The sequence below is a fragment of the Bradyrhizobium sp. 172 genome (genome assembly GCF_023101065.1).
Classification (GTDB): Bacteria; Pseudomonadota; Alphaproteobacteria; order Rhizobiales; family Xanthobacteraceae; genus Bradyrhizobium; species Bradyrhizobium canariense_D.
This window is the reverse complement of the sequence record NZ_CP064701.1, coordinates 5,658,020-5,671,622: the sequence shown is the minus strand read 5'-3', so window position 1 is coordinate 5,671,622 and position 13,603 is coordinate 5,658,020. Positions and strand designations below refer to the sequence as shown.

General features: G+C 64.2%; 15 protein-coding genes. 12 read left to right on the top strand and 3 right to left on the bottom strand.

Annotated features, from left to right (window positions below; all coding sequences use genetic code 11):
• The first annotated feature begins 1 nt into the window (after nucleotide 1).
• From IVB07_RS27285 to ccoS, 9 genes are all read left to right on the top strand, one after another.
• Nucleotides 2-427, top strand: a complete 426-nt coding sequence (locus IVB07_RS27285) for a CBS domain-containing protein (protein WP_018457134.1) — start codon at nucleotides 2-4, stop codon at nucleotides 425-427.
• A gap of 211 nt (nucleotides 428-638) precedes the next feature.
• Nucleotides 639-2,288, top strand: coding sequence for a cytochrome-c oxidase, cbb3-type subunit I (ccoN, locus tag IVB07_RS27280; RefSeq protein ID WP_007607681.1), 1,650 nt, complete (start codon nucleotides 639-641; stop codon nucleotides 2,286-2,288).
• Between the two features lie 10 nt (nucleotides 2,289-2,298).
• Entirely contained in the window at nucleotides 2,299-3,033 is a 735-nt protein-coding gene (gene ccoO / locus IVB07_RS27275; protein ID WP_018457133.1) for a cytochrome-c oxidase, cbb3-type subunit II, read from the top strand.
• A gap of 13 nt (nucleotides 3,034-3,046) precedes the next feature.
• Nucleotides 3,047-3,211: a CcoQ/FixQ family Cbb3-type cytochrome c oxidase assembly chaperone gene (locus IVB07_RS27270; protein WP_018457132.1), complete on the top strand. Its 165-nt coding sequence runs from the start codon at nucleotides 3,047-3,049 to the stop codon at nucleotides 3,209-3,211.
• Between the two features lie 6 nt (nucleotides 3,212-3,217).
• Nucleotides 3,218-4,093 (top strand): cytochrome-c oxidase, cbb3-type subunit III, encoded by an 876-nt coding sequence (gene ccoP / locus IVB07_RS27265; protein ID WP_018457131.1) that lies wholly within the window; start codon nucleotides 3,218-3,220, stop codon nucleotides 4,091-4,093.
• Nucleotides 4,094-4,204: 111 nt separating this feature from the next.
• Entirely contained in the window at nucleotides 4,205-5,671 is a 1,467-nt protein-coding gene (gene ccoG, locus IVB07_RS27260) for a cytochrome c oxidase accessory protein CcoG (protein ID WP_018457130.1), read from the top strand.
• Nucleotides 5,672-5,686: 15 nt separating this feature from the next.
• Complete coding sequence (locus IVB07_RS27255; protein WP_247766767.1) at nucleotides 5,687-6,172, top strand: FixH family protein; 486 nt, start codon at nucleotides 5,687-5,689, stop codon at nucleotides 6,170-6,172.
• Between the two features lie 11 nt (nucleotides 6,173-6,183).
• Nucleotides 6,184-8,376 (top strand): cation-translocating P-type ATPase, encoded by a 2,193-nt coding sequence (locus IVB07_RS27250; protein WP_247363496.1) that lies wholly within the window; start codon nucleotides 6,184-6,186, stop codon nucleotides 8,374-8,376.
• Nucleotides 8,376-8,543, top strand: coding sequence for a cbb3-type cytochrome oxidase assembly protein CcoS (gene ccoS, locus IVB07_RS27245; RefSeq protein ID WP_007594007.1), 168 nt, complete (start codon nucleotides 8,376-8,378; stop codon nucleotides 8,541-8,543). The genes IVB07_RS27250 and ccoS overlap by 1 nt, the downstream gene beginning before the upstream one ends.
• On the opposite strand, the gene IVB07_RS27240 is transcribed toward ccoS, so the two are convergent.
• Both IVB07_RS27240 and IVB07_RS27235 read right to left on the bottom strand, forming a co-directional pair.
• Nucleotides 8,540-9,742: an MFS transporter gene (locus tag IVB07_RS27240; protein WP_085352100.1), complete on the bottom strand. Its 1,203-nt coding sequence runs from the start codon at nucleotides 9,740-9,742 to the stop codon at nucleotides 8,540-8,542. The genes ccoS and IVB07_RS27240 overlap by 4 nt on opposite strands.
• 100 nt (nucleotides 9,743-9,842) lie before the next feature.
• A complete protein-coding gene (locus IVB07_RS27235) occupies nucleotides 9,843-10,325 on the bottom strand; it encodes a cupin domain-containing protein (RefSeq protein ID WP_018457126.1) in 483 nt (160 codons plus the stop codon).
• Between the two features lie 242 nt (nucleotides 10,326-10,567).
• Here IVB07_RS27235 and IVB07_RS27230 point away from each other — a divergent pair, with 242 nt between their 5' ends.
• Nucleotides 10,568-10,852, top strand: a complete 285-nt coding sequence (locus tag IVB07_RS27230; RefSeq protein ID WP_018457125.1) for a hypothetical protein — start codon at nucleotides 10,568-10,570, stop codon at nucleotides 10,850-10,852.
• An 80-nt stretch (nucleotides 10,853-10,932) separates the two neighbouring features.
• A complete protein-coding gene (locus tag IVB07_RS27225; protein WP_018457124.1) occupies nucleotides 10,933-11,649 on the top strand; it encodes a peroxiredoxin-like family protein in 717 nt (238 codons plus the stop codon).
• A 24-nt stretch (nucleotides 11,650-11,673) separates the two neighbouring features.
• Here IVB07_RS27225 and IVB07_RS27220 read toward each other — a convergent pair whose 3' ends face one another.
• Entirely contained in the window at nucleotides 11,674-12,561 is an 888-nt protein-coding gene (locus tag IVB07_RS27220; RefSeq protein ID WP_018457123.1) for a LysR family transcriptional regulator, read from the bottom strand.
• A gap of 177 nt (nucleotides 12,562-12,738) precedes the next feature.
• On the opposite strand from IVB07_RS27220, the gene IVB07_RS27215 reads away from it, so the two are divergent.
• Nucleotides 12,739-13,554 (top strand): 3-hydroxybutyrate dehydrogenase, encoded by an 816-nt coding sequence (locus IVB07_RS27215; protein ID WP_018457122.1) that lies wholly within the window; start codon nucleotides 12,739-12,741, stop codon nucleotides 13,552-13,554.
• Nucleotides 13,555-13,603 lie beyond the last annotated feature (49 nt).

The window sequence follows — 13,603 nt, the reverse complement described above, 5'->3', positions numbered from 1 at the left end:
CGTGTACAGATTCCTTGAACAGACCGTCGAAAGCTACATGACGCAGGACGTCAGGACAGTGAGGCGCGACCTCGACCTGCTCGCGCTGAGCGAGATGTTCGAGCGCGATGATTTCAATTCCTATCCGGTCGAGGACGACGGACAGGTCGTCGGCATCGTCACCAAGTTCGACATCCTGAAGTGCTTCGCCTTCACGCCGAGCCAGATGCTGCCGCGCTACCACGACCTGATGACCCGCAAAATCGGCGACGTCATGACGCCCGACTTTATCTATGTCAGCCCCGACACGCGGCTGACGCGCGTGCTCCAGATCATGGTCGAGCACCGCATCAGGAGCATCATGGTGCTCGACGGCGCGCAGAAGCTGATCGGAATCGTCGCGCGCGAGGACGTCATCGCGGCGCTCAAGGCGACGGCACGCGACTGAGGAGGCGGCTGCAGATTCGCAATTCTCGACTCCGCCATGTCACGCAGGCGGTGGGCTGCCCGTTTATGCTCTGCGGTGCCCAAGCGACTGATATCGCTCTGCGATCTACATCGGTCTCACATTAACAGAAATCCACATAGCTTGATTTCAATCAATTCCCCGCGAGGGCGAATGTGGTTTCTGGCCCTGTGTTCTTTCAGAGAGAGTCCGCATGAGCCAGCCCTCCATCTCCAAGTCCATGACGTCAGGTGAAAGCGGCCTGGCTGTCGTGTTCGCGGTCACCGCCTTCCTCTGCGTGATTGCCTCGGCCAAGGCGCTCGATGCGCCCTTCGCCTTCCATGCCGCGCTGAGCGCGGCGGCGAGCCTGGCCGCGGTCTTCTGCATCATCAACCGTTACCTCGACCGACCGGCGGCGCTGCCGCCTGCGGAGATCAACGGCCGGCCCAACTACAACATGGGGCCGATCAAGTTCTCCTCCGTCATGGCGATGTTCTGGGGCATTGCCGGCTTTCTCGTCGGCCTCATCATCGCCTCGCAACTGGCGTGGCCGGCGCTGAACTTCGATCTGCCCTGGACCAGCTTCGGCCGCCTGCGTCCGCTGCACACGTCCGCAGTGATCTTCGCCTTCGGCGGCAACGTCCTGATCGCGACGTCGTTCTACGTCGTCCAGAAGAGCTGCCGCGTGCGCCTTGCAGGCGATCTCGCGCCCTGGTTCGTCGTCGTAGGCTACAATTTCTTCATCCTGATCGCCGGCACCGGCTATCTGCTCGGCGTCACCCAGTCGAAGGAATATGCCGAGCCGGAATGGTACGCCGATCTGTGGCTGACCATCGTCTGGGTCACCTATCTGCTGGTCTTCCTTGCCACGATCATCAAGCGCAAGGAGCCGCACATCTTTGTCGCGAACTGGTTCTATCTCGCCTTCATCGTGACGATCGCGGTCTTGCATCTCGGCAACAACCCGGCGCTGCCGGTCTCGGTGTTCGGCTCGAAATCCTACATCGCCTGGGGCGGCATCCAGGATGCCATGTTCCAGTGGTGGTACGGCCACAACGCGGTCGGCTTCTTCCTGACCGCCGGCTTCCTCGCCATCATGTATTACTTCATCCCGAAGCGGGCCGAGCGGCCGATCTATTCCTACCGTCTCTCGATCATCCACTTCTGGGCGCTGATCTTCCTGTACATCTGGGCCGGCCCACACCATCTGCACTACACGGCGCTGCCGGACTGGACCCAGACGCTCGGCATGACCTTCTCCATCATGCTGTGGATGCCGTCCTGGGGCGGCATGATCAACGGCCTGATGACGCTGTCGGGCGCCTGGGACAAGCTGCGCACCGATCCCGTGCTGCGCATGCTCGTGGTCTCCGTCGCCTTCTACGGCATGTCGACCTTCGAAGGCCCGATGATGTCGATCAAGGTGGTCAACTCGCTCAGCCACTACACCGACTGGACCATCGGCCACGTGCACTCCGGCGCGCTCGGCTGGGTTGGTTTCGTCTCCTTCGGCGCGCTCTACTGCCTCGTGCCCTGGATCTGGAATCGGAAGGGCCTCTACAGCCTCAAGCTCGTTAACTGGCACTTCTGGATCGCGACGCTTGGCATCGTCCTCTACATCTCGGCGATGTGGGTGTCCGGCATCCTCCAGGGCCTGATGTGGCGCGCCTACACCTCGCTCGGCTTCCTCGAATATTCCTTCATCGAGACCGTCGAGGCGATGCATCCCTTCTACATCATCCGCGCCGCCGGCGGCGGGCTGTTCCTGATCGGCGCGCTGATCATGGCCTATAATCTCTGGATGACGGTTCGCGTCGGCGAACAGGAAGTCCAGATGCCCGTCGCTCTTCAGCCGGCGGAATGAGGAGTCTTCCATGTCGTTCTGGACACGCCACCAAATCTTCGAAAAGAACTCGATCATCCTCATCGTCGGCATCCTGCTGGTGATCGCGATCGGCGGTCTCGTCGAGATCACCCCGCTGTTCTACCTCAAGAGCACGATCGAGGCGGTCGACGGGATCAGGCCGTATACGCCGCTGGAGCTCGCCGGGCGCAACGTCTACATCCGCGAGGGCTGCTATCTCTGCCATTCGCAGATGATCCGGCCCTTGCGCGACGAGGTCGAGCGCTACGGACATTTCTCGTTGGCCGCCGAGAGCATGTACGACCATCCGTTCCAGTGGGGCTCGAAGCGCACCGGTCCCGACCTTGCCCGCGTCGGCGCCAAATATTCCGACGACTGGCATGTGACCCATCTGGCCAATCCGCGCGCGATCGTGCCGCAGTCGGTGATGCCAGGCTATCCGTTCCTCAGCCAGACCGAGGTCGATCCGGACACGATCGCCGACCACATGCGCACGCTGCGGACCGTCGGCACGCCCTACACCGACGACCAGATCGCCAATGCGGGCGCCGACATGAAGGCCCAGGCCGATCCTGACAATGCCGACTCCGACGCTTTCACCAAGCGCTACGCCAAGGCCGTGGTGCGCAACTTCGACGGCAAGGCCGGCACGCCGACCGAGATGGACGCGCTGATCGCCTATCTCCAGATGCTAGGCACGCTGGTCGATTTCAAGATCTACAACGAGAAAGCCAATCTTCGCTGAGAAGGCACCCACGATGAAAGCCATCCTGACACTCGACAATCTCGCGTCCGGTCTCGTGACCACGATCTGGACGCCGGTGTTCGTCGCGATCTTTCTCGCGATCATCGCCTACGCATTATGGCCCCGTAACAAGGCTGCGTTCGACGAAGCAGCACACCTGCCGTTGCGGGAGGAGTGAGAGACCATGACCGATCATCATAGCGACATCGATTCCGTCACCGGCAAGTCCACGACCGGACATGAATGGGACGGCATCAAGGAGCTCAACACGCCGCTGCCGCGCTGGTGGGTGATCAGCTTCTACCTCACCATCGTCTGGTCGATCGGCTACTGGATCGTGTATCCGGCCTGGCCGCTGATCTCCAGCAATACCACGGGCCTGTTCGGCTACTCGACACGCGCCGATGTCGCGGTCGAGCTCGCCAATCTCGAGAAGATCCGCGGAGCCAAGATGGTTGCGCTGGGCGCGGCCTCGCTCGCCGACATCGAGAAGGACCCGGCGCTGCTGGCGCTCGCGCGCGCCAAGGGCAAGACCGTGTTCGGCGACAATTGCGCGCCATGTCACGGCTCAGGCGGCGCGGGTGCCAAGGGCTATCCGAATCTGAACGACGACGACTGGCTGTGGGGCGGTTCGCTCGACCAGATCATGCAGACCATCCAGTTCGGCGCACGTTCCGGCCACGCCAAGACGCATGAAGGCCAGATGCTCGCATTCGGCAAGGACGGCGTGCTGAAGCCGGATGAGATCGTCACGGCCGCCAACTATGTCCGGGCACTGTCGGGCCTTCCGACCCGCAAGGGCTATGACGCGGCCAAGGGCGAGAAGATCTTCGCGGAGAATTGCGTCGCCTGCCATGGCGACGGCGGCAAGGGCAACCCGGAGATGGGTGCCCCTAACCTGACCGATAAGATCTGGCTCTATGGTTCGGACGAGGCGACGCTGATCGAGACCATCAGCCAGGGCCGCGCGGGCGTGATGCCGGCCTGGGAAGGGCGGCTCGATCCCGCCACCATCAAGGCGATGGCAGTTTACGTCCACTCGCTGGGCGGCGGAAAATAGCCAATCCGGGACACGCGGAGGCGAACAAAAAAAGCCCCCGCTTGCGCTGGATCAACTGACGCGGCGGCGTCGGGTGTAGGTTTTATCGCACCTCTCGAAAAGCTGCAGGCGATGAACAGGACCGCGAACCCAAAAGAGCTCCCATTAGACGATGACAACGGGCCGCTCTATGTGGCCCAGAAGAAAGTCTATCCCCAGAGCACCTCTGGCACCTTCCGCCGGATCAAATGGGGCCTGATGGCCTTCTGCCTCGGCGTCTACTACTTCCTGCCGTTCGTGCGCTGGAACCGCGGACTCGGCGCTCCCAGCCAAGCGGTGCTGATCGATCTTCCCAACAGTCGCTTCTATTTCTTCTTCATCGAGCTGTGGCCGCAGGAGGTCTACTACTTCACCGGCCTGCTGATCGTCGCCGCGGTGGCGCTATTCCTGATGAACTCGGTCGGCGGCCGTATCTGGTGCGGCTATCTCTGTCCGCAGACGGTGTGGACCGACCTGTTCTATGCGGTCGAGCGTCTGATCGAGGGTGACCGGCGCGAGCGGATGAAGAAGGACAAATCGTCCGACCCGATGAAGCTGGAGCGGATCTCCGAGATCGTGCTCAAGCATTCGATCTGGCTCTTGATCGGCTGGTGGACCGGCGGCGCCTGGGTGCTCTATTTCAACGACGCACCGACGCTGGTCAAGGAACTCGTCACGTTCCAGGCGCCGATGCTCGCCTATGTCTGGATCGGCATTCTCACCGCGACGACCTATCTGCTCGCCGGCTACATGCGCGAGCAGGTCTGCACCTATATGTGCCCGTGGCCGCGCATCCAGGCGGCGCTGACCGATGAATGGGCGCTCAACGTCACCTACCGCTACGACCGCGGCGAGAAGCGTACGTCGGTGAAGAAGGCGGCCGAGCTGCGCGCGCTCGGGCAGCAGGTTGGTGATTGCGTCGATTGCTACCAGTGCGTGGCGGTCTGCCCGACCGGCATCGACATCCGCAACGGACCGCAGATGGAATGCATCCAGTGCGGGCTCTGCATTGATGCCTGCGACAATGTGATGACGAAAATCGGCCGGCCGAAGCGGCTGATCGGCTATGACAACGACGTCAACATCCAGCGCCGCCAGGAAGGCAAGGCGCCGATCTACCGCATCGTCCGGGCCCGCACCGTCGCCTACAGCGCGATCATCGCGGCGGTCGGCGGCATCATGATCTATACGCTGGCGACTCGCAGCCTGCTCGACGTCAACGTGCTGCACGACCGCAACCCGGTCGCGGTCAGGCTCAGCGACGGCTCGATCCGCAATGCCTACACGGTGCGGCTGCTCAACAAGAGCGGTTACGACCGGGTCATCGCGATCGACGCGAGCGGCCCGGTCAATGCGACAATCCATGTCATCGGAATCGATTCTGTGACGCCGGACCGGCCGATGATCGTGGTTCCGCGCGACTCCACCAGCGAACTGCGGCTGCTCGTGACCGCTCCGGTGGAGGGCAATCCGGAAAAGTCCATCCCGGTTCACTTTCACGTCACCGATATCGGCCTCGGCGAAGTCGCCAGCGCCACCGACAATTTCGTCGCGCCCTAGGATCAGGAGTTCGCCATGGCAACCAAGCCGCTGACCGGAACCAAGGTGTTTCTGATGCTGGTCGCCTTCTTCGGCGTCGTGATCGGCGTCAACGCGACCATGATGAAGCTCGCGATCGCGACGCTGCCAGGGACGGACGTCGACAGCCCCTATGCCGCTGGGCTCGCCTATGACCGCGAGATCTCGGCGGCGCAGGACCAGGCTGCGCGCAAATGGAAGGTCAACGCCCATATCGAGCGCCGCGCCGATGGCGGCGCCGTGCTTCAGGTCGAGGTGCGCGACGCGAGCGGCCAGCCGATCGCCGGACTGAAATTCGGCGGCCGCCTGGAGCGGCCGACCGACAAGCGCGCCGATCTCGCCATCGAGCTCTCGGAGGCCGGCATCGGCCTCTATCGCGGCAATGTCGCATCGGTCGCGCCGGGCCAATGGGACCTGGTGATCGAGGGCGAGGCGCGGGGAACGCGCGTGTTCATGTCCCGCAACCGCGTGATCCTGAACTGAAGGATTTTGCCATGCACGTCTCGCGGGACTTTTCGCATTACGTCCGGACTGCGGGCGAGGGCGTCCAGCACATCGATCTCGCGGTCGAGGGCGTGCACTGCGCCGGCTGTATGGCCAAGATCGAGCGCGGGCTGTCCGCGATTCCCGACGTCACGCTGGCGCGCGTGAACCTCACCGACCGGCGCGTTGCGCTGGAATGGAAGGCGGGCAAGCTCGATCCTATCAGCTTCATCGATCGCCTCGAAGAGCTCGGCTACAAGGCCTATCCTTACGAGACCGAGAGCGCGGAGGCGACCGAGGTCGCCGAATCGCGCTTCCTGCTGCGTTGCCTCGGCGTCGCCGCGTTCGCCACCATGAACGTGATGATGCTGTCGATCCCGGTGTGGTCCGGCAACGTCTCTGACATGCTGCCGGAGCAGCGCGATTTCTTCCACTGGCTGTCGGCGCTGATCGCGCTGCCGGCGGCGGCCTATGCCGGCCAGCCGTTCTTCCGCTCGGCCTGGCGCGCGCTGTCGGCCAGGACCACCAACATGGACGTGCCGATCTCGATCGGCGTGACGCTGGCGCTCGGCATGTCCGTGGTCGAGACCATCAACCACGCCGAGCACGCCTATTTCGACGCGGCGATCATGCTGCTCACTTTCCTCCTGGTCGGTCGCTTCCTCGACCAGAACATGCGGCGGCGGACCCGCGCGGTCGCGGGCAATCTCGCCGCGCTTAAGGCGGAGACCGCGGCCAAGTTCGTCGGGCCCGACGAGATATCCCAAGTGCCGGTGGCCGCGATCTATCCCGGCGACATCGTGCTGCTGCGGCCCGGCGAGCGCTGCGCGGTCGACGGCACTGTGATCGAGGGCCGTTCCGAGATCGACCAGAGCCTGATCACCGGCGAGACGCTCTATGTCACGGCCGAGCAGGGCACGCCGGTCTATGCGGGATCGATGAACATCTCGGGGACCTTGCGGGTGCGGGTCTCGGCGGCCTCCGAGGCGACGCTGCTCGCCGAGATCACGCGGCTGCTCGACAATGCGCTGCAGGCGCGCTCGCGCTACATGCGGCTCGCAGACCGCGCTTCGCGACTCTACGCGCCGGTGGTGCATGCCACCGCGCTCGTCACCATCCTCGGCTGGGTCATCGCGGGCGCCGGCTGGCATGATGCCATCGTGACCGGCGTCGCGGTGCTGATCATCACCTGTCCCTGCGCGCTCGGGCTCGCCATTCCGACGGTACAGACCGTGGCCTCTGGCGCGATGTTCAAGGCTGGTGTCCTGCTGAATTCCGGCGATGCCATCGAGCGTCTCGCGGAAGCCGATCACGTCGTCTTCGACAAGACCGGCACGCTGACGCTGCCCGATCTCGAAGTGATGAATGCGGCCGATATTCCCGCTGATATCTTCGAGCTTGCCGGACGGCTTGCGCTGTCGAGCCATCATCCGGTCGCCGCCGCGGTCGCGCAGGCCTCTGACGCCAGATCGCCGATCGTCGGCGCGGTCGAGGAGGCCGGCCAGGGCGTGCGTGCTGTGGTCGATGGCATCGAGGTTCGCCTCGGTCGTCCTTCTTTCTGCGGCGCCGAGACGCTGGTCTCGGACGTGACAAATCTGGATCCCGAAGCCTCGGTCGTCGGTTTCAGCAAGGGCAGCGAAAAATTCATCCTCTCCGTGCGCCAGGGCCTCCGCCCCGATGCGCAAGCTGTGATCGCGGCGCTGAAGGCGCGCAATATCGGCATCGAGATTCTCTCCGGCGACCGTGAACCGGCGGTGATCGCGGCGGCCCATGCGCTGGGCATCTCCGAATGGCGAGCCGGCGTGACCCCGGCCGACAAGATCGCGCGGATCGAGGTCCTGAAGCAGCGGGGCATGAAGGTCCTGATGGTCGGCGACGGCATGAACGATGCGCCCTCGCTGGCGGCGGCCCATGTCTCGATATCGCCGATCTCGGCCGCGCATTTGAGCCAAGCGACCGCCGATCTCGTCTTCCTCGGCCGGCCGCTGGCCCCGGTTGTCGCCGCCATCGATGCTTCGCGCAAGGCGCTGCACCTGATGCGGCAGAATCTCTGGCTGGCGATCGGCTACAATTTCCTCGCGGTGCCGGTCGCGATCAGCGGCGTCGTCACGCCGCTGATCGCGGCTGCCGCCATGAGCGGATCGTCGATCCTGGTGATGCTGAATTCGCTGCGTGCGCGCGGCGCCCCGCGGGAGATCGTGTGATGGAAATCCTGGTCATCCTGGTGCCGCTGGCGCTGATGCTCGGTCTCGCCGGTCTGGCCGCATTCCTTTGGTCGCTTCGAAGCGGCCAGTACGACGATCTCGACGGCGCCGCCTGGCGCGCCATCGCCGACGACGAGCCGCCGCAGGAGGCGCCGGCCAAGCGCTAGCGCTTCAAGGCGAGCGTCAGCAGGGCCGCGACAGCGAGCGCCAGGCCCACCCCGGCCACGCAGGCATGCCAGCCATACGCGTCGAACAGCCGGCCGAGGACGGCGGTGCCGACGAGCCCACCGCAGAAATAGCAGGCGAGATAGGTGCCGCTGGCGATGCCGCGGTTTACAGCCGCAGCCTGTCCGACGAATCCTGTCGCAGCCGCTTGCGCGGAAAAGGTGCCGCTTCCGACCAGAACCATCCCGGCGAGGACCGCGCCCAGGTGCGGGACCAACATCAGCGGCAAGCCGACCCCGGCGATGGCGAGCGAGCCCCAGATCGTCGGACGCGTTCCGAGGCGCGACGCCACTTTGCCAGCCAGCAACGTGGTGACCACCGACGGCAGGAAGACGAAGTAAACGAAGCCGAGGTCCATCATGCCCAGCGACAGCGGTGGTCGAACCAGAACGAAATTGACGAATGTGAAGGTGCCGATGAATGCGAACAGGATGCAGAAGCCGATGCCGTAGGCGGCACGCAGCCGTGCATCCTGCCACTGCGCGATCGTCGCGGCAAACGCCGATGCCGTCGACGTCGTTGCACGCGTCGGCTGTACGCGCGCAATGGTGAAATAGACCAGGGCGGCACCGGCCAGATTGAGGGCCGCGAAGAAGTAGAAATTCCATGCCAGGCCAAGGCTATCGGCGATCGCGGCCGACACCAGCCGGCCGACGAGATTGCTGGCGACGTTTCCTGTGATGTAGGCGGCAAAGGCGCCGCCGGAATCCATTGCGCTGCATTGCTCGCCGAGATGAGCCAATGTCAACGCGAAGGCGGATGCCATGCAGAGGCCCTGCGCGACCCGCAGGCCGGTGAAGACGGCAAGATTGGGCGCAGTCGCCAGCAGGCTCGTCGGAATCGCGAGCAGGGTCAGGCTGAGCAGGATGCCGGTCCGCCTGTCGATGTGCGGGCTGAGAAGGCCGACGACGAGGCCTGCGACAGCCATGCCGAACGTGCTGGCGTTGACGGCCAGGCTCATCGCGGCCGGCGTGACGCCGTAGCGGCGCGTCAGCGAGGGCAGGATCGCCTGCGTCGCGAAGAGATCGACGACCGTCAGGAAGGCAGTGAGGCCGATCACGAGAGAGCGAAGCGCAAGACCTGGTGAATGCGCGTCCATCGTCATCGCGGTTGGTTTGATCGGCGCGGAAAGATCGGTCATGGCAGGCCTCCCTTGTGATGAATGTGGCGCCCGCATGCGGGGCAGCATGGGGATCGCGGGCGCCACATTCCGTCACGCGTGCGCTGGGGTCGCGCACCCGTTACATGTTGTGGTCGTGCGGGTCCTTGCGGACGTCGCCGACATAGAGAATGACCGTTTCCTTGCCGAGGTTCTTCCACCAGTGCGAGGTGCCGGACACCTCCGGGCGGATGTCGCCGGCCTTGTGCACGATCGGATCGACGCAGTTGGAAACGTGTTCGACGATCTCGCCTTGCTGCACGAAGATCAGGGCAGGGCGGTCGTCATGGCTGTGCCAGGGCACGATGCCGCCGGGCTCGATGGTCAGCTTGCGGAAGCGCAGCTCGTGGCCTTCGATATGCGCCGGCTGTTTGCCGAGGTCGATGGCGCCGAGCGTGACGTCGGTGACGCCGACCGGCTTGTAGTCGACCATCTGCTGCGCGTTCGGCTTGATCTTGTCGGCCGGGCATTCGCCGGCGGAGACTGGCTGCGCCGAGAGTGTCAATACGCCGAGGATGGCCAGGCCGGGCCAGACCGCACGCGACAATGTGTGATGCTTGAACATCGGGACGTCTCCTGTGTTGGCCGCAACCGCAATGGTCGCTGGCTCTGTTGGGACTTTCGTCGAGAGGGCGCTCGTTCTGAAATGCTCTTTCGCTCTCGCTGCGATAGACCGGCGCTATCGGGCCCGATAGGCGCTCGCTATCGAACCGATTGGGGATTGGCATTTCCGCTTCCCGAGCGACTGGCGTTCGATGGTGGGGCGCCCGGTTGGCGGGCGTTCACGTCACTCCGGAGGAACATCTCATGACGAAATTGTCCAAGACCTTGATTGCCACGGCTGCGTTCGTGGTCATCGCCACATCGGCCTTCTCGGAAGCCACATGGGACTTCAAGGCCGGCATGGCCTACCTGTATGGCGGACCCGGCAAGATGTCGGCGATGGCCATGGCCCCGGCGGAGAAGAACCACGAGGCCATGATGAAGAACGCCAAGAAAGTCCCCGACAACACCGTCTTCTTCATGGACAACGGATCGCTGTATTCCACCTCGGGGCGGCTGGACCCGACCGGCAATTTCTACGTGAACTGATCGCGTGCGCATGACGGCCGCCCCTTGCGGGCGGCCGGATCGGGCACCTAATATTCGTCCCCTGAACGCTGGAGCGCAAGATGACCTCTCTCTCGCCGGCCGATGCCGAGCGGCTTAAACACGCCTTCCAGCGCTGCCGTGACATGGATGGCACGCTGAACGAGCAACTCCGCGCCTATGCCGACGCCAGCCGCGACGTGTTCCCGGCCTATGGCGAGGCAGTCGACAATCTGGTGACCAGATTGAATGGAAACGGCGGCGGCGAGACCGCGCCGCGTCCGGGCGAGTCGATGCCGCCGTTCATGTTGCCGGACGAGAGCGGGCGTCTCGTCGCGCTGTCCTCACTGCTGGAGAGCGGCCCGGTCGCCGTGATGTTTTTCCGCGGCCATTGGTGTCCCTATTGCCGGCTCAATGTCCGCGCGGTGGTCCAGGCGCTGGACCGCGTCGAGTCCATGGGTGCGCGCATAGTCGCGATCATGCCGGAGACGCAGGAATACACCCAGCAGCTCAAGGCGGAAGCTGGTGCCCCATTTCCGATCCTGACCGACCTCGACAACGGCTATGCGTTGTCGCTCAATCTCGCGATCTGGCTCGGTGCCGAGATCCAGCACCTGTTGTCCTATCAGGACATGGCGAAATTCCACGGCAATGATGGCTGGATGCTGCCGATCCCGGCCGCGTTCGTCGTTGGTCGCGACGGTCTCGTGAAAGCCCGCTTCGTCGATCCGGATTTCCGCAAGCGAATCGAGATCGATGATCTGCTTGAAGCGTTGGAAGGCGCGAGCAGGGAGGCCTGAAAGAGTGAGGAGCGAGCGTGGCTGCTACCCCGCAATCTCCCGCCAATCCGCACCGCGCAACATGCGCATAACGGCATTGGCCACCGCCGTGCGCTGCCGGCCGGCCACCCCGTAGAGGCTGACGGTGCGACGGGCGTCCAGCCCGGCGACCGCAGCGCGCGTCAACGTCTCCGGAACGGGCGAGGTGTGCGGCAGCATGGCGACGCCGATGTCGGCCTCGACCAGTTCGATCAAATCGCGCTCGTTCGAGATTTCGTGACCCTGCTCGATCGCGATGCCGTGCTCGCGCAGGCTCGCCGAGATACGGGCGGAATGCTCGCAAAACGTCCGGCTCAGCAGCTGCTCCGCGCGCAGATCGTCCAGTGCGATGCTGCTGCGGCCGGCCAGGCGATGTCCGTCGCTGACCACGAGCTCGAAGCTCTCGGTGAACAGCGGCCAGACATCGAGCCGCTCCCAGGCCTCGTCGATGTCCGCGGCAATCCCTAGCTCGGCCTCGCCCTTCTTCAGGAACTCGGCCACTTCACGACTCGAGCCGCGCAGGAAGCGGAATTCGAGCCGGTTGAACTGCCGCTTGATCTGGTTGAGATGCGGAATGAGGAGCGACAGGTCGATCGCATGCGTCAGCGCGACGCGGAGCGCGCCGATCTCGCCGCTCCGGAACGAGGAGGCCAGCGATCGGGCGCCGGTGGCCGCTTCGAAACACTGCTTCAGCAGCGGATGCATGCGCTGGCCGAGCTCGGTCAATTGCGCCGCGGGCCGTTCGCGGCGAAACAGATCGCCGCCGAGCTCGGCCTCGAGCTGCTTGATCGCGCGCGTCAGCGAAGGCTGCGTCACGTTGCATTCCTCGGCGGCACGCGTGAAGTTCAAGAGTTGCGCCACCGCGAGGAAATAGCGGACCTGGTGCATTTCCATGGATCGGCTCCCGGCAAGATCAGCCGAAAGCTAGCCGATCGGCGCGGAGAATGACATCCCGACCGCAATAGCGCACAGGCATGGTTTCGGAAGCCAACGGGCATTTCCGTCAAACCCGGCGATGCTTCACAGTCGGCTCAGCACAAGTCGTCATGTCAAAGGAGTTTGCCCGTGAATATGTCCGTCAAGCCGCAGACGTCCGCCTCCCGGGCGCTCGCGGGCAAGGTTGCGCTGGTCACGGGCTCAACCAGTGGCATCGGCCTCGGTATCGCGCGGGCACTTGCCGCGGCCGGCGCCGACATCGTGCTGAACGGCCTTGGTGTGGCGGCCGAGCTCGACCGGACGCGCGAGCAGATCGCGGCGGAGTTCGGCGTCAAGGCAAGGTTTTCGCCGGCCGACATGACCAGACCGAATTCGATCGCCGAAATGATCGCGGCGACGGTTGCGCAGGCCGGCCGCCTGGATATCCTGATCAACAATGCCGGCATCCAGCACGTTGCGCCGCTGGAGCAGTTTCCGGTCGAGAAATGGGACCAGATCCTCGCGATCAATCTGTCGTCGGCCTTCCACACCACGCGGCTCGCGCTGCCCGCAATGCGACAGAACGGGTTCGGGCGGATCATCAACATCGCCTCCGCGCACGGCCTGGTCGCCTCGCCGTTCAAGGCGGCCTACGTCGCCGCCAAGCACGGCATCGTCGGGCTCACCAAGGTGACCGCGCTGGAGACGGCAGAAGAGGGCATTACCTGCAACGCGATCTGTCCCGGCTATGTCTATACGCCACTGGTCGAGGCGCAGATCGATGGGCAGGCCAAGGCGCATGGAATCTCGCGTGACCAGGCGATCCGTGACGTGCTGCTGGCGCAACAGCCGAACAAGCGCTTCTCGACCGTCGAGGAGCTCGGTGCGCTCAGCGTATTTCTGTCCACCAACGCAGCGGCCACGATCACCGGGATTGCGTTGCCCGTGGACGGAGGCTGGACCGCGCATTGAGGCGAGCGCGTAACATAGGATCGCTAGGAGCGAACATGGCAAGGGTACG

What these genes read in the sequence shown, in the direction of transcription:
- IVB07_RS27230 (WP_018457125.1), top strand. Translation starts at nt 10,568, where the DNA reads ATGACGAAATTGTCCAAGACCTTGATTGCCACGGCTGCGTTCGTGGTC.
- IVB07_RS27220 (WP_018457123.1), bottom strand. Translation starts at nt 12,561, where the DNA reads ATGGAAATGCACCAGGTCCGCTATTTCCTCGCGGTGGCGCAACTCTTG.
- ccoO (WP_018457133.1), top strand. Translation starts at nt 2,299, where the DNA reads ATGTCGTTCTGGACACGCCACCAAATCTTCGAAAAGAACTCGATCATC.
- ccoP (WP_018457131.1), top strand. Translation starts at nt 3,218, where the DNA reads ATGACCGATCATCATAGCGACATCGATTCCGTCACCGGCAAGTCCACG.
- IVB07_RS27270 (WP_018457132.1), top strand. Translation starts at nt 3,047, where the DNA reads ATGAAAGCCATCCTGACACTCGACAATCTCGCGTCCGGTCTCGTGACC.
- IVB07_RS27235 (WP_018457126.1), bottom strand. Translation starts at nt 10,325, where the DNA reads ATGTTCAAGCATCACACATTGTCGCGTGCGGTCTGGCCCGGCCTGGCC.
- ccoN (WP_007607681.1), top strand. Translation starts at nt 639, where the DNA reads ATGAGCCAGCCCTCCATCTCCAAGTCCATGACGTCAGGTGAAAGCGGC.
- IVB07_RS27250 (WP_247363496.1), top strand. Translation starts at nt 6,184, where the DNA reads ATGCACGTCTCGCGGGACTTTTCGCATTACGTCCGGACTGCGGGCGAG.
- IVB07_RS27215 (WP_018457122.1), top strand. Translation starts at nt 12,739, where the DNA reads ATGTCCGTCAAGCCGCAGACGTCCGCCTCCCGGGCGCTCGCGGGCAAG.
- IVB07_RS27240 (WP_085352100.1), bottom strand. Translation starts at nt 9,742, where the DNA reads ATGACCGATCTTTCCGCGCCGATCAAACCAACCGCGATGACGATGGAC.
- ccoG (WP_018457130.1), top strand. Translation starts at nt 4,205, where the DNA reads ATGAACAGGACCGCGAACCCAAAAGAGCTCCCATTAGACGATGACAAC.
- IVB07_RS27255 (WP_247766767.1), top strand. Translation starts at nt 5,687, where the DNA reads ATGGCAACCAAGCCGCTGACCGGAACCAAGGTGTTTCTGATGCTGGTC.
- ccoS (WP_007594007.1), top strand. Translation starts at nt 8,376, where the DNA reads ATGGAAATCCTGGTCATCCTGGTGCCGCTGGCGCTGATGCTCGGTCTC.
- IVB07_RS27225 (WP_018457124.1), top strand. Translation starts at nt 10,933, where the DNA reads ATGACCTCTCTCTCGCCGGCCGATGCCGAGCGGCTTAAACACGCCTTC.